General features: G+C 56.6%; 19 protein-coding genes. 14 read left to right on the top strand and 5 right to left on the bottom strand.

Going from position 1 to position 21230, the window contains the following annotated elements:
- Positions 1 to 8 precede the first annotated feature (8 nt).
- The 7 genes from KQX66_RS19900 (at position 9) to yhfH (ending at position 6422) form a co-directional block, all read left to right on the top strand.
- Positions 9 to 890: a carbohydrate ABC transporter permease gene (locus KQX66_RS19900; RefSeq protein ID WP_216794556.1), complete on the top strand. Its 882-nt coding sequence runs from the start codon at positions 9 to 11 to the stop codon at positions 888 to 890.
- 53 nt (positions 891 to 943) lie between these two features.
- Positions 944 to 2575, top strand: coding sequence for an extracellular solute-binding protein (locus KQX66_RS19895; RefSeq protein ID WP_216794555.1), 1632 nt, complete (start codon positions 944 to 946; stop codon positions 2573 to 2575).
- 57 nt (positions 2576 to 2632) lie between these two features.
- Positions 2633 to 2821 carry a hypothetical protein gene (locus KQX66_RS19890; RefSeq protein ID WP_216794554.1) on the top strand — a complete coding sequence of 63 codons (189 nt, stop codon included), beginning with the start codon at positions 2633 to 2635 and terminating at the stop codon, positions 2819 to 2821.
- A gap of 249 nt (positions 2822 to 3070) precedes the next feature.
- On the top strand, positions 3071 to 3244 hold the full coding sequence (locus KQX66_RS19885) for a hypothetical protein (RefSeq protein ID WP_157244156.1): 174 nt from the start codon (positions 3071 to 3073) through the stop codon (positions 3242 to 3244).
- Positions 3245 to 3318: 74 nt separating this feature from the next.
- Positions 3319 to 4605, top strand: a complete 1287-nt coding sequence (gene aceA / locus KQX66_RS19880; protein ID WP_216794553.1) for an isocitrate lyase — start codon at positions 3319 to 3321, stop codon at positions 4603 to 4605.
- A gap of 13 nt (positions 4606 to 4618) precedes the next feature.
- Positions 4619 to 6220 (top strand): malate synthase A, encoded by a 1602-nt coding sequence (aceB, locus tag KQX66_RS19875; protein WP_216794552.1) that lies wholly within the window; start codon positions 4619 to 4621, stop codon positions 6218 to 6220.
- 19 nt (positions 6221 to 6239) lie between these two features.
- A complete protein-coding gene (gene yhfH / locus KQX66_RS19870; RefSeq protein WP_216794551.1) occupies positions 6240 to 6422 on the top strand; it encodes a protein YhfH in 183 nt (60 codons plus the stop codon).
- A gap of 78 nt (positions 6423 to 6500) precedes the next feature.
- Here yhfH and KQX66_RS19865 read toward each other — a convergent pair whose 3' ends face one another.
- Positions 6501 to 7256: a MerR family transcriptional regulator gene (locus KQX66_RS19865; protein WP_216794620.1), complete on the bottom strand. Its 756-nt coding sequence runs from the start codon at positions 7254 to 7256 to the stop codon at positions 6501 to 6503.
- 117 nt (positions 7257 to 7373) lie between these two features.
- On the bottom strand, positions 7374 to 8174 hold the full coding sequence (gene lgt / locus KQX66_RS19860) for a prolipoprotein diacylglyceryl transferase (RefSeq protein ID WP_308647252.1): 801 nt from the start codon (positions 8172 to 8174) through the stop codon (positions 7374 to 7376).
- A gap of 77 nt (positions 8175 to 8251) precedes the next feature.
- Here lgt and KQX66_RS19855 point away from each other — a divergent pair, with 77 nt between their 5' ends.
- The 3 genes from KQX66_RS19855 to KQX66_RS19845 all read left to right on the top strand — a co-directional run bounded on the left by KQX66_RS19855 (position 8252) and on the right by KQX66_RS19845 (position 10544).
- Positions 8252 to 8797: a PadR family transcriptional regulator gene (locus tag KQX66_RS19855; RefSeq protein WP_216794549.1), complete on the top strand. Its 546-nt coding sequence runs from the start codon at positions 8252 to 8254 to the stop codon at positions 8795 to 8797.
- A gap of 48 nt (positions 8798 to 8845) precedes the next feature.
- Entirely contained in the window at positions 8846 to 9112 is a 267-nt protein-coding gene (locus KQX66_RS19850) for a hypothetical protein (RefSeq protein ID WP_216794548.1), read from the top strand.
- A 109-nt stretch (positions 9113 to 9221) separates the two neighbouring features.
- On the top strand, positions 9222 to 10544 hold the full coding sequence (locus KQX66_RS19845) for a DRTGG domain-containing protein (RefSeq protein ID WP_216794547.1): 1323 nt from the start codon (positions 9222 to 9224) through the stop codon (positions 10542 to 10544).
- A gap of 309 nt (positions 10545 to 10853) precedes the next feature.
- On the opposite strand, the gene KQX66_RS19840 is transcribed toward KQX66_RS19845, so the two are convergent.
- Genes KQX66_RS19840 through fadR form a run of 3 tightly spaced genes read right to left on the bottom strand, consistent with a single transcriptional unit; the run spans position 10854 to position 13250 of the window.
- Positions 10854 to 11831, bottom strand: coding sequence for an electron transfer flavoprotein subunit alpha/FixB family protein (locus tag KQX66_RS19840; RefSeq protein WP_216794546.1), 978 nt, complete (start codon positions 11829 to 11831; stop codon positions 10854 to 10856).
- Positions 11832 to 11852: 21 nt separating this feature from the next.
- Positions 11853 to 12620, bottom strand: a complete 768-nt coding sequence (locus tag KQX66_RS19835) for an electron transfer flavoprotein subunit beta/FixA family protein (RefSeq protein WP_216794545.1) — start codon at positions 12618 to 12620, stop codon at positions 11853 to 11855.
- Between the two features lie 45 nt (positions 12621 to 12665).
- On the bottom strand, positions 12666 to 13250 hold the full coding sequence (gene fadR, locus KQX66_RS19830) for a fatty acid metabolism transcriptional regulator FadR (protein ID WP_216794544.1): 585 nt from the start codon (positions 13248 to 13250) through the stop codon (positions 12666 to 12668).
- 193 nt (positions 13251 to 13443) lie between these two features.
- Between fadR and KQX66_RS19825 the strand changes: the two genes are divergently transcribed.
- The 4 genes from KQX66_RS19825 to KQX66_RS19810 all read left to right on the top strand — a co-directional run bounded on the left by KQX66_RS19825 (position 13444) and on the right by KQX66_RS19810 (position 21218).
- Positions 13444 to 15627 (top strand): (Fe-S)-binding protein, encoded by a 2184-nt coding sequence (locus KQX66_RS19825; protein ID WP_216794543.1) that lies wholly within the window; start codon positions 13444 to 13446, stop codon positions 15625 to 15627.
- 169 nt (positions 15628 to 15796) lie between these two features.
- The gene (locus tag KQX66_RS19820) at positions 15797 to 18193 is read left to right on the top strand and encodes a 3-hydroxyacyl-CoA dehydrogenase/enoyl-CoA hydratase family protein (protein ID WP_216794542.1); all 2397 of its coding nucleotides are present in this window, start codon (positions 15797 to 15799) and stop codon (positions 18191 to 18193) included.
- Between the two features lie 23 nt (positions 18194 to 18216).
- Positions 18217 to 19401 (top strand): acetyl-CoA C-acyltransferase, encoded by a 1185-nt coding sequence (locus KQX66_RS19815; RefSeq protein WP_216794541.1) that lies wholly within the window; start codon positions 18217 to 18219, stop codon positions 19399 to 19401.
- 35 nt (positions 19402 to 19436) lie between these two features.
- Positions 19437 to 21218: an acyl-CoA dehydrogenase FadE gene (locus KQX66_RS19810; RefSeq protein ID WP_216794540.1), complete on the top strand. Its 1782-nt coding sequence runs from the start codon at positions 19437 to 19439 to the stop codon at positions 21216 to 21218.
- Positions 21219 to 21230: the final 12 nt, after the last annotated feature.

Genomic DNA, 21230 nt, shown 5'->3' with positions numbered 1-21230 from the left:
GAGTACGAATGAAACAAAGCGTGGCGGACCGAATCTTTAGCGTGACGGTATATGCCGTTCTCGGATTGACGGCGCTGCTTGTGCTGTATCCGCTGTTCTTCGTGCTGATCGCTTCGGTCAGCAGCCCGCAGCTTGTGCTGAGCGGCGACATTTGGCTCTGGCCTCGGGACATCACGTGGAGAGGCTACGAGAAGCTGTTCGCGAACGAGGAGATCATGCGGGGCTACGGCAATACGATGCTGTATACCGCGGTCGGCACCGCCGTCAATCTGGCGATGACGGTGGCGGGGGCGTTCCCGCTGTCGCGGCGCGATTTTATCGGGCGGCAGTGGATGGCCGGGTTGATGGTGTTCACGATGTTTTTCAGCGGCGGCCTGATTCCGACCTACTTGCTGATCAAGCAGCTTGGCCTGCTGAACACGTTCTGGGTCATGATTGTTCCGGGCGCGGTTTCCGTATGGAATATCATCCTGATGCGGACGTTTTTCCAAAACGGGCTGCCGTTCGAGCTGCAGGAGGCGGCGGCGATCGACGGCTGCACGAACCTGCGCATCCTGTGGCGCATCGTGCTTCCGCTGTCCGCGCCGATCCTGGCCGTTATGGTGCTGTTCTACAGCGTGGGCCACTGGAACGCCTACTTCCAGGCGCTGATCTACTTGTCGGACCGGGACAAATACCCGCTGCAGCTCATTTTGCGGGAAATTTTGGTGCAGGGCGAGACGAAGGACATGGTCGACGTGTCGGAAGGCTCGCTGTCCGGCTCGGTGCTCGACGTGGAATCGATCAAGTACGCCGCCGTGATCGTGGCGAATTTGCCCGTCCTGCTGCTCTATCCGTTTCTGCAAAAATATTTCGTCAAAGGCGTCATGGTCGGCGCGATCAAAGGTTGACAATCGGATGAATTTTGCTCACATTTGTAAATATAACGGGAGGCTTGCGAACGATGAAAGCGAACAAAATGACGGCTCTGACGATGTCGGCGGTGCTGACGCTGGGGGTGCTGAGCGGCTGCGCGGGCTCGAAGGAAAGCGGCGGCGCTTCCGGGGGCGCCGGACAATCCGCGTCAAATGTGAACCCGACCGGCATGCCGATTGTGAAGGAGCCGGTCAAGCTGAAATTTTTCACCGGGAAATCGCCCCAGACGGGCAACAAATTCGAAGATACGCTGGTATGGAAGGAATACGCCAAGCAGTCGGGCATCGACGTGGAATTTCAGCTTGTTCCGTTTGAGAGCCTGACCGAGAAGCGCAATCTGGCGCTGGCCGGCGGCGATTATCCGGACGCGTTCTACTCGGCGAGAGTGCCGGTGGCGGATTTGATGAAGTACGGCAGCCAGGGCGTGTTCGTGCGGCTGAACGATCTGATCGACAAGCATGCGCCGAACCTGAAGAAGCTGCTGGAGAAATACCCGGATCTGAAAAAGGGGCTGACGATGCCGGACGGCGGCATTTATTCCTTCCCGTCCTTTTACAGCCCGGAATTTTTGCCGATGCTCATCGGCACGCCGCTGTGGATCAACAAAACGTGGCTCGACAAGCTGAATATGAAGGAGCCGGAGACGACGGAGGAATTTTACGCTTATCTGAAGGCGGTGAAAGAAAGCGATCCGAACGGTAACGGCCAGAAGGACGAAGTTCCGCTCAGCGGCATGTTCGGCATTCAGACGATTCAGCGCTATATCGGCGGCGCCTGGGGCTTCGGCAACCGCGGGGCCGTCGCCCATCCGTATGTGGACGTGGAACCGGGGAGCGACAAGCTCCGCTTTTACCGCCTCGATCCGAAGTATAAAGAAGTGCTGCAGTACATGAATAAGCTGTATACCGAAGGGCTGATCGACAAGGAGATTTTTACGCTGAAGGATACGGCGCTGTATGCCAAAGGGGAGAAGGGGCTGCTCGGCGCGGCCTTCGTGCCTCATCCGCAGGCGGTGATGAACCAGAAGGGCTACGTCGGGCTCGGCGCGCTCAAAGGGCCTCACGGCGACCAACTGTTCGTCTCGGTCAAAAATCCGATCGCCTGGCCGGGAGCGTTCGTCATTACGGATAAAAACAAAAATCCGGAAGCGACCGTTCGCTGGATCGATCATTTTTACGGCGACGAAGGAGCCACCTTCTATTTTATGGGACAAAAGGATGTCACCTACATCCAGACGCCGGACGGCAAGCTGGAATATGTGGACGATATCAAAAAGAATCCGAACGGCCTGACGCTCGATCAGGCGGCGGCGCGGCACTTCACCTGGCCGGGCGGAAGCTACCCGGGGTATGTGCAGGAGAAGTATTTCAAGGGCTCGGAGAGCTTGCCGGAATCGATCGAGGCGGGCAAAAAGGCGTCCAGGCATTTGATCAAGGACATGTGGTACAGCTTCAACTTCACGGAAGAGGAAACGGCGTTCATGAATTCGAAGGGCGCGGACATTCAGAAGCTGATCACCGAGACCGAAGCGAATCTGATTAACGGAACGGCGTCGTTCGACGATTGGGACAAATATGTCGCCACCGTGCAGAAGATGGGCGTCGACCAATATTTGAACATTTACCGGGCCGCATATGAGCGGTATTCCGGCGGGAAGTGAATAATTATCGCGCCGGGCGTTAACCCTATCCACATCCTGACAGGTGGAGGCTTGACGATGAACCGGGAAGAACAAAGCGAAGGGTATTTCGAACACTTTACGAATAACAGCATTACGACGCCTCCGGATCAGGAGGATAGGGCGGCGACCGACGGAATCAGCAAATTCGTAGAGCGGGTGATGGACGGCCTCGCCGGAGAAACGGACGATTCCGGTTCGGAGCGGGCGCGCTCCTCGTCGGAGTAACGCAACACACCGCAGCATGGGTTCATCAGGGCGTCGAGTCCGAAAAGCGGCTTTTCCCGAAAGGGAGGGGCCGCTTTTTCGCGTTGTATCGCGGGTTTGGAGCATGCAGGCAAAGCCTGTTTTGCAGGTGCTGTTATAAAACAGTAAAAAATTTTTAAAAACAGTATTGAACAGTTTGGATTGTTGTTATATAATAACCTCATCGAACAAAAACACTGTACTATAATAAAACAAATGGAGGTAGTTCACATGAATTGTCCGATATGTCACGGTCACGGCGAAATCGAATCCCCTAACTTTCATTCCGGCGGCGTATCTGCGAACGACGAGAAGCAGACCCCGGAATATCGGGACGCTTTAGGCAAGAAGGTTACCATCTGCTTCTGGTGCTGCGGCAACGGCTACGTAGAAAGCCACGAGTAGTCCGCATCGATTTCCAATCGCTAACATCGTAATCACTCATATTACTCATAACCAATTTCAGGAGGGCAAAAGGGATGACAACCAATAATCGTAAAGCGCAATCGGAACAGCTTCAGCAAAAATGGAATTCGAAACGGTTCGAAGGGGTACGGCGCCCTTACAGTCCGGAAGACGTGCTTCGCTTGCGGGGCTCGGTGCTGATCGAACACACACTGGCACAGCGGGGAGCGGAGAAGCTGTGGAAGCTGGTCCATACGGAAGATTACGTTCATGCCCTGGGCGCCCTGACAGGAAATCAAGCTCTCCAGCAGGCGAAGGCGGGACTTAAGGCCATCTATCTCAGTGGCTGGCAGGTGGCGGCGGACGCCAACCTGAGCGGTCAGATGTATCCCGACCAAAGCCTGTACCCTGCGAACAGCGTACCTGCCGTAGTCAAGCGGATCAATCAGACGCTGCAAAGAGCGGATCAAATCCAGCACGCGGAGGGGAAAGAGAACATCGACTTTTTCCTGCCGATCGTGGCCGATGCCGAAGCGGGCTTCGGCGGACCGCTGAACGTGTTCGAATTAATGAAAGCGATGATCGAAGCGGGAGCGGCAGCCGTTCACTTCGAGGATCAGCTCTCCTCGGAGAAGAAATGCGGTCATATGGGCGGCAAGGTGCTGCTGCCTACCCGGCAGGCGGTCCGCCATCTGATCGCTGCCAGACTCGCTGCCGACGTCATGGGTGTTGATACGATCATCATCGCCAGAACGGATGCGAATGCGGCGAAGCTGCTGACCAGCGATATCGACGATAACGACAAGCCGTTCCTCACAGGCGAGCGTTCGCCGGAAGGCTTCTATTATGTCAAAGACGGGCTGGACCAAGCGATTTCCCGCGGTCTCGCATATGCTCCTTATGCCGATATGGTCTGGTGCGAAACGTCCGAGCCGAACCTGGAGGAAGCGCGGCGGTTTGCGGAAGCGATCCACGCGAAGTACCCCGGCAAGCTGCTCGCCTACAACTGCTCGCCTTCGTTCAACTGGAAGAAGAAGCTGGACGATGCCACAATCGCGGCGTTCCAGCGGGAATTAGGAAAGATGGGCTACAAATTCCAATTCGTGACGCTGGCCGGCTTCCATTCGTTGAACCACAGCATGTTCGAATTGGCCAGAGGGTACCGTGACCGCGGAATGGCCGCCTACTCGGAGCTCCAGCAGTCGGAGTTCGCCAGCGAACGCTACGGCTACGAAGCGACCCGGCACCAGCGCGAAGTCGGAACCGGCTACTTCGATGAAGTGTCGCTTGTCTTGTCCGGAGGCGATTCCGTGACGACGGCGCTCAAGGATTCTACCGAAGCGGAACAGTTTGCGGGCTAAGGAGGCCGAGGCGATGACTTATCATGCGGTTTCACAAGGCGTGCTGCTGAAGGGCCGAATGCACAACCCGGCTTACTTTGAAATCTTGACTCCCGACGCGCTGGAATTTATAGCGGAATTGGAGAAAAAATTCGGTCATCGGCGTCTCTCCTTGCTGAAGCAGCGGGAAGAGCGGCAGGAGCGGATCGATGCGGGAGAACTGCCCGATTTTTTGAAGGAGACAGCGGACGTCCGCAGCGGGGATTGGCGCATTGCGCCGATCCCGCCCGATCTGACCGACCGCAGAGTCGAGATCACCGGGCCTGCCGGCGACCGGAAAATGGTCATCAACGCGCTGAATTCCGGCGCGAAGCTGTATATGGCGGATTTTGAAGATGCGAATTCGCCGCAGTGGAGCAATTGTATCGAAGGACAAATCAACATGCGGGACGCCGTGCGGCGAACGATCCGGTTCGAGTCTCCGGAAGGCAAGACCTATGCGTTGAACGAGCAGACGGCCGTGCTGAAGGTCCGCCCCCGGGGCTGGCATCTGGAAGAGAAGCACGTATGGATCGATCAGCGTCCGATGTCGGCGGGACTATTCGATTTCGGCCTGTTCTTCTTCCACAACGCGCAAGAACTGCTGGATCGGGGGAGCGCCCCGTACTTCTACTTGCCGAAGCTGGAAAGCCATCTGGAAGCGAGATTGTGGAACGATGTCTTCACCTTTGCCGAAGAGAAGCTGGGCATCCCCGCAGGCACGATCAAAGCGACAGTGCTGATCGAGACGATTCTGGCGGCTTTTGAAATGGACGAAATTTTGTATGAGCTGCGGGAGCACAGCGCGGGCCTCAACTGCGGCCGCTGGGACTATATTTTCAGCTACATCAAAAAGCTCAGAAACCAGGAGCATGTCATTTTGCCGGACCGCGGCCTGGTGACGATGGAATCGCCGTTTATGCGGGCGTACTCGCTGCTGGCGATCCAGACGTGCCACAAGCGGGGAGCACCCTGCATCGGCGGTATGGCCGCGCAAATTCCGATCAAGGACGATCCCGAAGCCAACGAGGAGGCCATGCGGAAGGTCCGTGCGGATAAGACGCGCGAAGCGACGCAAGGGCATGACGGAACATGGGTCGCCCATCCGGGCCTTGTGCCGATTGCCCGGGAAGTGTTCGACCGCCTGATGCCGGCGCCCAATCAGATCGACCGGCAGCTGTCGGGCATCGAAGTGACGGCCGCCGACCTGCTCGAAGTTCCGCAGGGACCGATTACGGAAGCCGGCGTGCGCACGAACATTCATGTCGGGCTTCATTATTTGGAAGCGTGGCTGCGGGGCTACGGCGCGGTGCCGATCCGCAACCTGATGGAGGACGTGGCGACTGCGGAAATTTCGCGGGCGCAGCTGTGGCAATGGATTCATCATCCGAAGGGCATTCTGGAGGACGGGCGCAAAGTCACGGCCGATCTGTTCGGAGAGCTGCTTGAAGAAGAACTGAAGGCGATTCGGGAGCGCGTCGGCGCGGACCGTTTCGAACAAGGACAATACATGCTGGCGAAAACGCTGTTTAGCGATATGACGACGTCCGCGACATTCGAGGACTTTTTGACCATCCCAAGCTACGCACATTTATAAGGAACGGAGGAGAAGGAATATGCTTCAATCATCGACGAAATTTTACGAGCAGCTTCCGGCCAAGTGCTGCAGCCGCTGCGGCGAAACGGTAGAGGAGCTGGCGGATTGCCATCATACGGAGTGCTATAAATGCTCGGAAACGGTATTTTATCCGCTGTCGCCCATCTTTCTGAGCATGTACAATTCGGCGATTCAAGAGTAGCGGGCCGTATCGACTCGCAAAAAAACAGCTCCTTTCCTGTGCGGAAGGGAGCTGTGAATTTTTGGGCGACTAGTTCAGTTATTGTTGTTCTGCTGCTGCATAGGATTCGGCTGCTGCGGACAGGTAATACGCCAATCCGGTTTGCTGGCCTTCCAGCATGCGAAGATGAAAGTCGTCGCCGAGGAAAAAGCGCGCTTGGGCCGCAAAATCCGTGGCGGTGACGGTATGCCCGTGCTTGTTCATAAAGTCTAGGTGCTCCTGGATCAGCCGCTGAATTTCCGCATCGCTATGCTTGATCCCCGTTCGCAAAGCTTCTGCGATATGATTCATAAATGCCGCGGCCTCTTGAGCCTGCTCATTCATGTTTTGCGCATCGATTTCTGCGGAATCGAGCATGTCGTAGCCGTAGGCGTCCTTCAAATGCCGATTCTGTTCCTCCAATGCCTTTTCCCATTCCTGCGCGTTTTCGAACCCTTTGAACATATCTTTACTGTTCATGATTTCTCCCTTCTCCATGCTGGCCATGGATTGCTGTAAGGTTTGAATAATCGTTTCCAGCCTTTGCTTGCGGACCAGAAGCAGTTCCTCCTGCTGCGCGAGAATCGAGTGCCGTTCAGGCTCCTCCTCAAGCAGCCGCGCGATTTCCTTCAAAGGAAAATCCAATTCCCGGTAAAACAAAATGTGCTGCAGACGTTCCAGCTCTTTCATCCCATATAACCGGTATCCCGCTTCGCTGACCGCGCACGGCAGCAGAAGCCCGATTTTATGATAATGATGCAGCGTCTTGACGGTTACGCCGGACAATGAAGATATGTCTTTGACCGTATACAGTATGTCGTGTTCCTCCTTTCGTATGTTAGTGTACAGACTCCTCCAAGGGGAGGGTCAAGAAAAAAAAGCCGCGATATTTTTCGCGACCTGAAAAATATTGTTGAAGCCAATCATGGATGGCTAGGCCATGCCTTCTTCCGTTTGTGGAGCTCGAAAATGAAGGTAAACGCCAATTGCTAAGGAAAGAATAATGATCGTCGCCGATGTCCATTGGGCTGCCGTCCAATGAAATAAATATCTTGGCGAATCGCCGCGCAGCATTTCCAGCAGGAACCGTCCTATATTGTAGAGGATATTGTAAGCAAGAAACAGAAAGCCGCGTTTTAATTTTTTTCGCAGAAGAATCATAAGCAGGGCAAAAATAATAATATCCATTTGTCCTTCCCATACTTCGGCGGGCCATAGCGGTTGATCGCCATAGGTGGCTCTTGCGTTGGTGCCTTCGGGATACAGAATGCCAAAATTGCCGCCTGTCGGATCTCCAAAAGCATCGCCGTTCATCAAGTTGGCGTCGCGGCCGATGCTTTGGGCAAGAATGAGACCCGGAGCGCACAAGTCTGCCATTTCCCAAAACGATAGTTTGTGCTTACGAACATACCAAATCCCTACGAGAATCGCCCCTACTACTCCCCCCTGAATCGACAAACCGCCATGCCATATCGCAATAATCTCCTCCGGATGTTTGGAGTAAAACTCCCAATCAAAGAAAAATACCGTCCAAAATCTGGAACCGATAATGGCTCCGATCATCATCGGCACAATCAAGTTCATCAAATGCTCTGCCAAGTGATCTTTTTTTTGCAGCTTGGCTAAAGTGATCGTAAATCCAACGCCAAGGATAATCGCCAAAACAAACAAGATGCTGTACGAACGAATGGGAAAAGAACCTAGGTGCGCAATATACTGATGCAATCCGGCCACTTCTTTCTGCGTTAGGATGATAATGAACATAATAATTTAGTACGCTATGCCTTTTCAAGTACGGAAGTGGTGAACCGATGCACCCGTACCGAATGCAGCAGCTACTTAAAGAAAGAGGAAAGGATGAAGTGATTAACGTACGCCAACGTACGAGTATTTATCAAACGATGGATCGCCTGCTGCGGGACGGATTGATCGCTGTTCGTGAAACGTTGAAAGAACCCGAAAAACCCGACCGTACGGTTTACGAATCTACGGAGGATGGCCGGAAGCTGTTTCGGGAATGGCTTCGGGATATGCTGTCTATGCCTTCTCAGGAGTTTCCCGATTTTCCCGTTGCCGTATCTTTCCTGTCTCTATTGACGCCGGATGATGTCTTGAAGCAGTTGGAACGAAGATCGCTCCTTCTTGAAAAAGAAATTCAACGCGTAAGCTCGGATCTGCAAACCTACAAAGATATCCTCCCCAGATTGTTCATGCTTGAAACCGAGTATAAGCGGGCCGTGCTGACGGCCGAATGGCAATGGGTATGCTCCGTCAGCGACGATTTGCGGAATGGAGAGCTTGACTGGGATGAGGAGTGGCTGCGTGAAATTGCGATGCGCCTCAACAGTAAAGTGTAGATTTCCCCCAGCTCCGGTCAAGGGGCCTCGATGGCGCTGGAGGATGCCATGGTTCTGGCAAAATGTTTGCGGGACATCCCTGACGCGGAGCATGCCTTCGCCACCTACGAGCAGCTCAGGCGCACGCGCACCGTCAAAATGTACGACGCGGGGCGGCGCGGCGATTCCGGCAAGCATGTAACGGGTTCGCTCCAACAGTGGTTCCGGGATCTGACGACACCGCTGTTCCTCAAACTATTCGCGAATCCGAAGGCGTCCGACTGGATGTACTCGTATAGAGTCGAGTGGGAGAAGAACGTATCGGCGAGCCGGTAAAAGAATGAATGCAAGTCACACTTGTCGGTGTCTGGGCTCTATTTTTGTGCATCCGCTTATAGTATAATTGTTAAAGATTGTTACCGTTGTAAACTAGGCGGGTGAAGTGATGCAGGAAGAGACACTGACCAAGCACGAGCAGATCATTCGATACATCGAGGAATTGAGCGTAGGAACGCACATCTCCGTCCGTAAAATTGCCCAGGCCCTCGAAGTCAGCGAGGGAACGGCCTACCGCGCGATGAAGGAAGCGGAAAGCCTGGGTTATGTCAGCACGAAGGACCGTACAGGCACGGTGCGGGTGGAGAAAAAAGAACCGCAGGCGATCGATAAGCTGACGTTCGCCGAGGTGGTCAACATTGTGGACGGCGAGGTGCTCGGCGGCGCGGGCGGCCTTCATAAGTCTTTGAATAAATTCGTCATCGGGGCGATGCAGCTCGAAGCGATGAAACGCTATATCGAGCCGGGCAATCTGCTGATTGTCGGCAACCGTACCCAGGCGCATCTCTATGCGTTGGGGCAGGGCGCCGGCATCCTCGTGACGGGCGGCTTCCAGACGCTGGATGAGGCCAAGGAGCTGGCCGACGAGCTCGAGCTGCCGATTATTAGCACCAGCTACGATACGTTCACCGTGGCGACGATGATCAACCGCGCGATCTACGACCAATTGATCAAAAAAAAAATTATGCTCGTCCGCGACATTATCCGAACGGATACCCGGGTCTATTCGCTGCGCGCCGAGGATACCGTCTCGGATATGCGCCATTGGATGGACGAAACCGGACATACCCGCTTCCCGGTCGTGGACGAGCGGAACAAGCCGATCGGCATGGTGACGGCGAAGGACGTCGTCGGAGCCGAAGCGGGACAGCCGATTCACCAGCTCATGACGCTGGACCCGCTCACCGTGAGCGACCAGGCGCCCGTCGCTTCGGTCAGCCATACGATGGTGTGGGAGGGCATCGAGCTGCTGCCCGTAGTCGGCAAGGACGGAAAAATGGTCGGCGTGATCAGCCGGGACGATGTGCTCAAAGCGATGCAGTATTTGCAAACGCAGCCGCAGCACGGGGAAACCCTTGAGGATCAAATCTGGTCCGGGATGGAGAAGGTGCGGGGCAAGGATGGCGAATTTTATTACCGGGGAACCGTTACCGCCCAAATGACCAATCCGATCGGGACGGTGTCGGAAGGCATTTTGACGACCCTGATGAGCCAGGTCGCGATCCGCACGATCCGGGAACAAAAAAGAGGCGATTTGATCGTGGACAGCTCCTCGAATTATTTTCTGCTGCCGATCCCGATCGACAGCGTAATCGAATGCGTGCCGAACGTGCTGGAGATGAGCCGCAGGTACGGGAAGATCGAAGTGGACATTTTCTGCGACGGGAAACGGATGGCGAAGTCGACGTTTACTTGCCGTTTGACGGATTAGGTTTGAAAAGGCAAGTCCCTTGACCTTTTATCGGGTTAAAGGGCTTAAGCTTGTTGAGAAACCCGCTTCGCGTAGAAATTCTCTGCATACGCCGGTGGGGTATATCCCTCCAGCCGCTCTTGAAACCCGTGAACTTGATTAGACTTAGCGGTATTTTCACGGGTTTCAAAGGCGGACGTAAACTCTTACGGGATATACCCCACCTCTATTTGTCTAAGAATTTTTACTTCCAGCACTCTCAACAGCCCAAGGCCCCTTGACCGTATTTCAGGTCAAGGGGCTTGCATTTTTTTGTAGTGATATAGGTCTTTAAGCCAGCACTTTCTTGAACTCTTGGGTGAGCAGCGGGACGATCTCGAACAGATCGCCGACGATGCCGTAATCAGCGATTTTGAAGATCGGCGCTTCCGGGTCTTTATTGATCGCGATAATGACGCGCGACTGGCTCATCCCGGCCAAGTGCTGAATGGCGCCGCTGATGCCGCAGGCGATATAGACCTCCGGCGTCACGACTTTGCCGGTCTGTCCGATCTGCAGCGCGTAGTCGCAGTAGCCTGCGTCGCAAGCGCCGCGGGAGGCGCCGACGGCGGCGTTCAACGCTTCGGCCAGCGGCTCAAGCGTGCGGAACCCGTCGGCGCTCTTCACGCCCCGTCCGCCGGATATAACGATTTTTGCTTCCGTCAGATCGACCTTGCCCGACGCTTTGTGCACCACGTCCTTCACGACGGAACGCAGGTCGGCAGCGGGGGAGAAGGGAGTAGAGGCCATTTCCGCTTGCGAACCGGAGGCCTTCTCTGCGGCAGGCACGTTATTCGGCCGGATCGTGATGACCATCGGGCCTTCGGTAAACCGCTTCTTCTCGAACGCTTTGCCCGCGTAGAGCGGACGCGTGAAGGAAAGGCCGTCGCCCGTTTTCTCCAGCGCGATGACGTCGGAAACTTGCCCCACTTGCAGGTGCGCGGCGATCTTGGGCGCCAAGTCGCGGCCGATGGCGGTGTGGCCGAACAGAACGGCGTGCGGATTCGCCGTGTCGAGAATGCCCGCCAATGCGGAGAAATACGTCTCCGGATTATAGTGAGCGAGCTCCGCATGGTCGACGGATACGACTTGATCGACGCCGTAGCCGGACAGCTCTTGGGCAAACGCGGACAGTCCGTGGCCGAGAAGCGCCGCCACGATCCGGTCGCCGTCGTCTTTGGCCAGCCGGGCCGCTTGAATGGTTTCGAACGTAACTTGACGGAGCTTGCCGCCCCGGATTTCCGCAAAGATCACATAGGTTTTGCTCATATCGATTCCCTCCCTTTGGCATTAAAGCGCTTTGGCTTCCGTACGAAGCAGGTGAACGAGCTGCGCGACTTGCTGCTGCGGATCGCCCTGCAGCACTTGTCCCGCTTTGCGCTCCGGCGGGAGCGAGAGGGTGTCGCGCGCCGTCTTCGGGGCGATATCCGCTTCGGTTAAGCCCAAGTCATCCAGCGTCAGCTGCTGGAACGGCTTTTTCTTCGCTTTCATGATGCCGGGCAAGGAAGGATAGCGGGGCTCGTTCAAGCCTTGCTGCGCCGTGAACAGGGCCGGCAGCGCGACCTCCAGCGTCTCGGTGTCCCCTTCGGCGTCGCGCTGCGCCGTCGCCCGGCCCCCGCTCAGCTCCAGCTTCACGATGGACGATACGTGCGGGATGTTCAGCAGGTGGGCGACACGGATCGCGACCTGTCCTGCGCCGTGATCGACGGAGAAATTGCCGCCGAGCACAAGATCGTACGATTGCTTCCCGAGGTAAGCGGCAAGCACCTTGGATACGGCGTACTCGTCGCCGGAGATTCGCTCGTCCGAGATCAGCACGGCTTCGTCCGCGCCCATTGCCAGCGCGGTCCGCAGCGCTTCGGCGCAGCGCTCCGGGCCGATCGAGACGACGACAATGCTCCCGCCATGCTCTTCCTTCAACCGGATCGCTTCCTCTACGGCATATTCGTCGTACGGATTGATGACGAATTTCGCCCCGTCCTCGGATACCTCGCCGTCACGGATGACGATTTTCTCCTCCGTATCGAACGTTTGCTTCATCAGTACATAAATGTTCATAAGTCCAATGCTCCTCCCATACAAAATAAAGACAATAATAACGTATTAAGCCTTCAACCCTTGTATGAAAAACTCTACGGTTTTTTCGACCTGCGCCGCGAGCGAATATTTGCGGCCGGCGATCAACCATGAAGTGACTACCTCGTCCATGGAGCCGAACACGAGCAGGCGCGTCAGCTTGACATCCAGGTTGGCCCGGAAGATGCCTTCTTCAATCCCTTGGCGCAGCACCTTTTCGATCAGCTCGATATACGTCTTGACGACAAGGCCGATTTCCTTGCGCAGCTCCAGCGAGCTTTGGCGCAGCTCGATTTGGGTGACAAACGCCAGATCGACGTTTTTCTCCAGCATCGTGTAGTGGATCTCGCAAATTTTGCGAAGCGCTTCGTCTGCGGAGTCCGTCTCGTTGATGCTGCTGTGAAATTGACCGACCAGGTCGCCCAATTTTTTTTGGAAGAGAGAAATAAGAATGTCTTCCTTGTTTTTAAAATATAAATAGATCGTTCCGTCTGCTACGCCGGCTTCCTTGGCAATCCGGGAAACCTGCGCGTTGTGATAGCCGTTTTCGGCGATGACTTTCAGCGCCGCATCCAGTATCAAATTGTACTTCTCCATTTTTTTGCTTGCCATCCAATCACCACCATGTTATTATTCAGTCAGAAACTGAATGAGCATTCATTCATTTCAATTTCATCTTATGGGAAACGCTGCTACTTGTCAATGTGTTTTGCTCATAAGATTTTTATGGGGGCCTAATGTTATCGCTTTCAAACAAGCCTGCCACAGCTTGGACCTAATCGGACGGAAAGGATGGATGTAACAAATGATGTGGCTCATCGTGAATCTGCTCGCCTTTCTTGCTGTAACAGCATACGCAATCCGCCTGTTTTGGAAAGCCGTGTCTCACCGCTACGCGTACATGAAGCTCGGACAGCCCGTGGATTTCCGGCAGCAGGGCAAGGAGCGGCTGGGCGAGTTTATGGCCGAGATCTTCGGCCAGAAGAAGCTGCTGAAGGACAAAAAAAGCGGAATCATGCACGTCGTTATTTTTTACGGCTTCATCATCCTGCAGTTCGGCGCTCTGGATCTGATCGTAAAGGGGCTGCGTGGAGGGGCAAGCGTATCGTTCCCCGGGTACGCCGTCTTCGGTCTGCTGCAGGAAATTACGGTATTCTCGATCCTCGTGGCGATGGGGTATGCGGTCTACCGGCGCTATGTGGAGAACCTGCCCCGCCTGAAAAAGGGCTGGAAGCCGAGCATCGTCGTCTTCTTTATTTTTGGCTTGATGCTGTCCGTGCTGCTGTCGCTCGCCTTCGAGCGGCTATGGCTTGGCTCGCATACAAGCGCAGCCTACGCTCCGATCTCCTCCGCGATTGCGGCGGCGTTCGAAGGCATCTCCGGCCAGACGGCGGCCGTGCTGTTCTATGTATGCTGGTGGCTCCACCTGCTGATCCTGCTGGCATTTCTCGTGTACGTGCCGCAATCAAAGCATTTTCATATTTTGACCGCTCCTATCAATATATGGTTCCGCCGCAAGGAGCCGGTCGGGCGGTTGAAAAAGCTGGATCTGGAAGACGAGGAAGCCGAATCGTTCGGCGTCGGCAAGATCGAGGATTTTACGCAAAAGCAGATGCTCGATTTCTATGCCTGCGTCGAGTGCGGGCGCTGTACGAGTGTATGCCCGGCCTCGAACACCGGCAAGACGCTGTCGCCGATGCACCTGATCGTCAAGCTGCGCGACCATCTGACGGAAAAAGGCACCGCGGTGACGTCCAAGTCCCCATGGGTGCCGGAATATGCGTTCTCCGCTGCGGGCACCCATTCGATGGAGGCGGCGGCCGAGCCGGGCGTCCGGTGGGAGAGCGAAGGGATCACCGACATTCGTCCGACGCTGGCATGGCAGCAGAACGCTTGGAAGGTGCGGGAGAAGCCGGCGGAGGAAGCCGAACTGATCGGCGATGTGATGACGGAGGACGAGATCTGGTCCTGTACGACGTGCCGCAACTGTGAAGACCAATGTCCGGTCGGCAACGAGCACGTGGACAAAATTATCGATCTGCGCCGGCATCTCGTCCTGATGCAGGGCAGCATGCCGCACGAGGGCCAGCGCGCGATGCAAAATATCGAGCGGCAGGGCAACCCGTGGGGACTCAGCCGCAGCGACCGGGTGAAGTGGACCGGCGAGATCGACGGCATCGCGGTGCCGACGGTCAAGGAAAATCCGGATTTCGAGTACTTGTTCTTCGTCGGCTCGATGGGCTCCTACGATCTGCGCAGCCGCAAAGTATCGCGGGCGTTTGTCCGGCTGCTTCACGAGGCCGGTGTCAGCTTCGCGATTCTCGGCAACGAGGAGAAAAATTCCGGCGACACGCCGCGCAGGCTTGGCAACGAGATGCTGTTCCAGCAATTGTGCGCGGAAAATATCGCCGTTTTCGAGAAATATAGCGTCAAAAAAATCGTTACCGCTTGTCCGCATACGTACAACACGCTCAAAAACGAGTACCCGGACTTCGGGCTGGAGGGCGTGGAGGTGCTTCACCATACGGAGCTGCTGGACCGGCTCATCCGGTCGGGCAAGCTGACGCCGCGCCATGCGGTGAACGAGCGGATCACGTATCACGATTCGTGTTATCTGGGCCGCTATAACAACGTTTACGAGCAGCCCCGCAACGTGCTGCGCGCGATCCCCGGCGTCGAGCTCGTCGAGATGGAGCGCACCCGTGAGAACGGGATGTGCTGCGGAGCGGGCGGCGGCATGATGTGGATGGAGGAAACGTCGGGCAAGCGCGTCAATCTGGCGCGGACCGAGCAGGCGCTCGAAACGAACCCGACGGTCATCAGCAGCGCGTGTCCGTACTGTCTGACGATGATGGAGGACGGCACGAAGATGAAGGAAGCGGAAGACCGCGTCAAGGCGAGAGATATCGCCGAAATACTGGAGCAATCCGTATTCGGCGAATCCCATATACAACCGGCGAACGATGCAATCGGTGTGGGCGGATCGTAAGACCGGCCCCTGCCGTCCATGTGAGGCGAATGCTTGGCGGGGACGGCGGGCGCCGACAATTACGCAATGTGATTCGCCTGCCCGGCTGCAAGACGCCGCCGAATGTTTTTTACTCACACGTTTGGTTAAGCAATCTATATCAAAAACGTATTGGGAGGTAAGCAATATCATGATGAGATCGATACGCAAAGCAGCCGTCATCGGGTCGGGTGTCATGGGCTCCGGCATTGCCGCCCATCTGGCGAACGCTGGAATTCCCTGCCTGTTGCTCGACATCGTTCCGAAGCAGCTGACGGAAGAGGAAGCGGCCAAAGGGCTCACGCTGGAGCATCCGGCCGTGCGCAGCCGATTGGCTGTTCAAGCGATAGCCAAGCTGAAAAAGACGAAGCCTGCGCCGCTGTACGACGATACTTTCGCGGGGCGCATCACGCCGGGCAATCTGGAGGATCATTTGGCGCAAATCGCGGACGTCGACTGGGTCATTGAAGTGATCGTCGAAAATTTGGACGCCAAGAAGCAGCTTCTAAGCAAGATTGAAGCGCACTGGAAAGAAGGCACCGTCGTCAGCTCGAATACGTCCGGCATTTCGATCAATGCCATGTCCGCCGATTGCGGCGAAGCGTTCAAGCGCCATTTTCTCGGCACGCACTTTTTCAATCCTCCGCGTTATATGAAGCTGCTCGAGGTGATTCCGGGCGAGCATACCGACCCGGCGATCGTCAGCGGCATGAAGCAATTTTGCGAAAACCGCCTTGGCAAAGGCGTCGTCCTGGCTAAAGATACGCCGAACTTCATCGCCAACCGCATCGGCACGTACGGGCTGCTCGTCACGCTGCAGGAAATGCAGGAGAAGGGGTATCGCGTCGAAGAGGTGGATGCTGTGACAGGTCCGGCGCTCGGCCGCCCGAAAAGCGCAACGTTCCGCACGCTCGATCTCGTCGGACTCGACACGTTCGTGCATGTGGCGAATAACGTATACGAGAACGTCTCGGACGAAGCCGAGAAGGCCGTGTTTGCCGAATCGCCCGTGCTGCGCGGCATGGTGGATAAAGGCTGGCTCGGCGAGAAGTCGGGACAAGGCTTTTATTTGAAGAAAAAAGGGCCGAACGGCACTGAAATTTTGTCGCTCAACTTCTCGACCATGGACTATGTGCCGCAGAAAAAAGCAGCCTCCGCCTCGCTGGAAGCGGCGAAGCTGGCGAAGGGCGCGCGGGAGAAAACGAAGGCGCTGCTCGGAGCGGGCGACCGTTACTCGGAGCTGGCGTGGAACATTTTGAAGCAGGTGCTTGTGTACTCGGCGGCCAAGCTCGGCGAAATTGCCGATTCGATCCGTGAAATCGATGAAGCGATGAAATGGGGCTTCGGCTGGGAGCTCGGGCCGTTCGAAACATGGGACGCCATCGGACTGGTCCGGTCGGTCGAGCGGATGGAAGCGGAAGGCACAACCGTTCCCGGCTGGGTGAAGGAATGGATCGCACAGGGCAATACGTCGTTCTACAAAAAGCAGGACGGCGCCACGTTCTATGTGCACGGCGGGCAGTATAAGGAGCTGGAAACGGCGCCGGAGGTCATCTCGCTGCGCAGCCTGAAGGAGCAGAACCGCGTCGTGAAATCCAACAGCGGCGCCAGCCTTATCGATATCGGCGACGGGGTCGCGTGCCTCGAATTCCATTCGCCGAACAATGCGATCGGGGCGGACATCCTGATGATGATCCAGCAAAGCCTGGACGAAGTGCGCAGTAACTACGACGGGCTCGTCATCGCCAACCAGGGGCGGAACTTCTGCGTGGGCGCGAATCTGATGATTTTGCTCATGGAAGCGCAGGACGAGGAATGGGACGAAATCGACAGCATCATTCGCCTGTTCCAGAACACGATGTACAAAGTCAAGCGCTTCGAAAAGCCGGTTGTGGCGGCGCCGCACCGGATGGCGCTTGGCGGCGGCGTGGAAGCGTGCATGCCGGCGGATCAGATCGTCGCTTCGGCGGAGACGTACTTCGGCTTGGTCGAGGTCGGCGTCGGTCTCATTCCGGCCGGGGGCGGCTGCAAGGAGATGGCGCTTCGCGTAAGCCAGCATGCTGCGCATCCGGATGCCGATCTGCAGCCGTACTTGAACCAGTCGTTTGAGACGATCGGCACGGCGAAGGTGTCGGCCAGCGGCCACGATGCGTTCAAGCTGGGGCTGTTCAAGCCGACGGACCGGATCGTCATCAATCAGGACCACCTGATTCACGAGGCGAAGCAGTCCGTGCTGCGCATGGTGCAGGCCGGCTACGAGCCGATTCGCGAAGAGAAAATTCGCGTCGCCGGGGCCGACGGCAAAGCAGTGATGCAGCTCGGCGCTTATTCGATGCGGCAGAGCGGCTATATCAGCGATCACGATGTAAAAATTGCCAATAAGCTGGCGCACGTGCTGGCCGGCGGCGATGTGCCCGCAGGCTCGCTGGTGACGGAGCAGTACATGCTCGATCTGGAGCGCGAGGCGTTCCTGAGCTTGTGCGGCGAGCCGAAAACGCAGCAGCGCATGCAGCACATGCTGTCCAAAGGCAAAGCGCTGCGCAATTAATAATCCCGGGAGAGGTGAAACCCATGAGAGAAGCTGTAATCGTATCGGTTGCCCGCACCGCGGTCGGCAAAGCGAAAAAGGGCCGTTTGGCCCAAACGCGGGCGGAGGATCTGGGCAAGGCCGTGCTCGAAGCCGCCGTGGAGCGGGCGCCCGGTCTGAAGAAAGAGGATGTCGAGGATATCATCATCGGCTGCGCGATGCCGGAAGGCGAGCAAGGGCTTAACTTTGCCCGCATCATGTCGCTCTATGCCGGTTTTCCGGTGACCGTGCCGGCATTGACGATCAACCGGTTTTGCTCGTCCGGCCTGCAATCGATCGCTTTCGCGGCGGAGCGGATTATGCTCGGTTCGGCCGACGTGATCGTCGCCGGCGGCGTCGAGAGCATGAGCCACGTGCCGATGACCGGATTCAAGCTGTCGCCGAATCCGAAGATTGTGGAGCAAATGCCGGAGGTCTACATCGGCATGGGCCATACGGCTGAAAATGTCGCCGAGCGGTTCGGCATTTCCCGTGAGGACCAGGACCGGTTCTCCGCGCGTTCCCACGAAAAAGCGGCGGCTGCGATCCGCGACGGGAAATTCCGCGACGAGATCGTTCCGGTGCAGACGCAGTGGACGCAGGTGGACGACAGCGGGAAGGTCAAAAGCGAATCGTTCGCGTTCGATACGGACGAAGGCGTGCGCGCCGAGACGACGGCCCAGGTGCTGGGCAAGCTGAAGCCGTCCTTCAAGCTGAACGGCACGGTGACGGCGGGCAACTCGTCGCAAATGAGCGACGGCGCAGCCGCAGCCGTGGTGATGAGCAAGGAGCGCGCGGAAGCGCTCGGCTTGAAGCCGCTTGCGACATTCCGTTCGTTCGCATTGGCCGGGGTCGACCCCGATATTATGGGTGTCGGGCCGGTGGAGGCGATTCCGAAAGCGCTCCGGATGGCCGGGCTTTCGATCGGCGATGTCGATTTGTTTGAAATCAACGAAGCGTTCGCGTCCCAATGCGTGCATATCATTCGCGAGCTCGGATTGGACGAAGAGAAGGTCAATGTGAACGGCGGCGCGATCGCGCTCGGTCATCCGCTCGGATGCACGGGCACGAAGCTGACTACGACGCTGATTCACGAGCTGCGCCGTCGGGGCGGCGGCATCGGTGTCGTCTCGATGTGCATCGGCGGCGGCATGGGCGCGGCCGGTGTGTTTGAGGTTCATGCGGGTTAAACGATAATCCAAATAAACGAAGGAGAGATTCGGACATGAGCAAAATGATGAGCAAAGTGGTCGGCGGAAGCTTTATTATCGAAGATATCGATTTTACCCGGGTCGTGACCCCGGAGGACTTTACGGAAGAGCATCGCATGATCGCGCAGACGACGGAGGACTTCGTTGCCGGCGACATCGCTCCGCACGACGAAGAGATCGAGAAGCTCGATTACGAGCTGTCCGTAAAAATGCTGCGCAAGGCCGGGGAGCTCGGCCTGCTAGGCGCGGACGTTCCGGAGGCGTACGGCGGGCTCGGCCTTGATAAGGTCAGCTCGACGCTGATCAACGAGCGGCTGACCAAGGCTTCCGCTTTCGCGCTGACCGTGGGCGCGCACGTCGGGATCGGCACGCTGCCGATCGTGTATTTCGGCACCGAAGCACAGAAGAAAAAATATTTGCCGCTGCTTTCGACCGGCGAGAAAGTCGCCGCCTACTGCCTGACGGAGCCGTCCTCCGGCTCCGACGCGTTGGGCGCAAAAGCGACGGCGGTCTTGTCCGAGGACGGGACCCATTATATTCTTAATGGTACGAAGCAGTTTATTACGAACGCCGGCTTTGCCGACGTATTCATCGTGTACGCCAAAGTGAACGGAACCGACTTCAGCACGTTCATCGTCGAACGGACGATGGAAGGCGTAAGCATCGGACCGGAAGAGAAGAAAATGGGCATCAAAGGCTCGTCCACGTGCCCGCTCATTCTGGAAGACGTGAAGGTGCCGGTGGAGAACCTGCTGTGGGAGGTTGGCAAGGGCCACCTGATCGCCTTCAACATCCTGAACATCGGCCGCTTCAAGCTTGCCGCAGGCTGCGTCGGAGCCGCCAAGGATGCGATTGAGCTTTCGGCCAAATACGCCAACGAGCGGACGCAATTCGGACGCAAAATTTCGTCCTTCCCGCTGATTGGAGCCAAGCTGGCCGACATGAACATCCGCACGTACGTGCTGGAAAGCATGGTGTACCGGACCGCGGGCTTGTTCGACGAAGGTTTGAGCGAAGTCGATCACGGCAGCGCCAACGTCGGGCAGCAATCGGCCAAAGCGATTGCCGAGTATGCGCTAGAATGCTCGATCAACAAAGTGTTCGGCTCCGAAACGCTGGATTTCGTGGCCGACGAGGGCGTGCAAATTCACGGCGGCTACGGGTTTACCCAGGAATACCGGATCGAGCGCATTTACCGGGATTCCCGCATCAACCGCATTTTCGAAGGTACGAACGAGATTAACCGGCTTCTGATCCCCGGAACGCTGATCAAGCGCGCCATGAAAGGGGAGCTGCCTTTGATGCAAAAAGCGATGGGACTGCAGTCCGAGCTGCTGTCGCTGGTGCCGGGGCAAACGTTCGAAGGAACGCTGGAGCAGGAGAACCATCTGTTGACCATGGCGAAAAAAATATTTCTTATGGTCGGTGCGCAAGCGGTGCAAAAATATCAAACGAAGCTGGACCAGGAACAGGAAATTTTGAGCCATCTGGCCGACATCATGATTTCCGTCTTCGCCATGGAAAGCGCGCTGCTGCGCACGAAGAAGCAGATCGCCGCAGGCGGCGAAGGCAAAGCGCTGAACGCCACGGACATGACGACCGTCTTCGTACACGAATCGTTCGCGCGGATTGAGGAATGGGCGAAAGAAGCGCTGGCCGCGATGGAGTCCGGCGACATGCTGCGCACCCAGTTGTCCGTCCTGAAAAAACTGACCCGCAAAACCCCGATCAATGCGATCGAGATCAAGCGCGAGATCGCTTCCCGCGTCATCGAAGCCGAAAAATACGTAGTTTAAGCTTGAAACCTG

It is taken from the genome of Paenibacillus oleatilyticus, from assembly GCF_018998565.1.
Lineage (GTDB): Bacteria > Bacillota > Bacilli > Paenibacillales > NBRC-103111 > Paenibacillus_G > Paenibacillus_G oleatilyticus.
This window is presented reverse-complemented; position numbering and strand designations above follow the sequence as displayed.

What these genes read in the sequence shown, in the direction of transcription:
- KQX66_RS19885 (WP_157244156.1), top strand. Translation starts at nt 3,071, where the DNA reads ATGAATTGTCCGATATGTCACGGTCACGGCGAAATCGAATCCCCTAAC.
- KQX66_RS19820 (WP_216794542.1), top strand. Translation starts at nt 15,797, where the DNA reads ATGATGAGATCGATACGCAAAGCAGCCGTCATCGGGTCGGGTGTCATG.
- KQX66_RS19845 (WP_216794547.1), top strand. Translation starts at nt 9,222, where the DNA reads ATGCAGGAAGAGACACTGACCAAGCACGAGCAGATCATTCGATACATC.
- KQX66_RS19890 (WP_216794554.1), top strand. Translation starts at nt 2,633, where the DNA reads ATGAACCGGGAAGAACAAAGCGAAGGGTATTTCGAACACTTTACGAAT.
- KQX66_RS19900 (WP_216794556.1), top strand. Translation starts at nt 9, where the DNA reads ATGAAACAAAGCGTGGCGGACCGAATCTTTAGCGTGACGGTATATGCC.
- KQX66_RS19835 (WP_216794545.1), bottom strand. Translation starts at nt 12,620, where the DNA reads ATGAACATTTATGTACTGATGAAGCAAACGTTCGATACGGAGGAGAAA.
- KQX66_RS19815 (WP_216794541.1), top strand. Translation starts at nt 18,217, where the DNA reads ATGAGAGAAGCTGTAATCGTATCGGTTGCCCGCACCGCGGTCGGCAAA.
- fadR (WP_216794544.1), bottom strand. Translation starts at nt 13,250, where the DNA reads ATGGCAAGCAAAAAAATGGAGAAGTACAATTTGATACTGGATGCGGCG.
- KQX66_RS19840 (WP_216794546.1), bottom strand. Translation starts at nt 11,831, where the DNA reads ATGAGCAAAACCTATGTGATCTTTGCGGAAATCCGGGGCGGCAAGCTC.
- aceB (WP_216794552.1), top strand. Translation starts at nt 4,619, where the DNA reads ATGACTTATCATGCGGTTTCACAAGGCGTGCTGCTGAAGGGCCGAATG.
- KQX66_RS19825 (WP_216794543.1), top strand. Translation starts at nt 13,444, where the DNA reads ATGATGTGGCTCATCGTGAATCTGCTCGCCTTTCTTGCTGTAACAGCA.
- KQX66_RS19850 (WP_216794548.1), top strand. Translation starts at nt 8,846, where the DNA reads ATGGTTCTGGCAAAATGTTTGCGGGACATCCCTGACGCGGAGCATGCC.
- aceA (WP_216794553.1), top strand. Translation starts at nt 3,319, where the DNA reads ATGACAACCAATAATCGTAAAGCGCAATCGGAACAGCTTCAGCAAAAA.
- KQX66_RS19895 (WP_216794555.1), top strand. Translation starts at nt 944, where the DNA reads ATGAAAGCGAACAAAATGACGGCTCTGACGATGTCGGCGGTGCTGACG.
- KQX66_RS19810 (WP_216794540.1), top strand. Translation starts at nt 19,437, where the DNA reads ATGAGCAAAATGATGAGCAAAGTGGTCGGCGGAAGCTTTATTATCGAA.
- yhfH (WP_216794551.1), top strand. Translation starts at nt 6,240, where the DNA reads ATGCTTCAATCATCGACGAAATTTTACGAGCAGCTTCCGGCCAAGTGC.
- KQX66_RS19855 (WP_216794549.1), top strand. Translation starts at nt 8,252, where the DNA reads ATGCACCCGTACCGAATGCAGCAGCTACTTAAAGAAAGAGGAAAGGAT.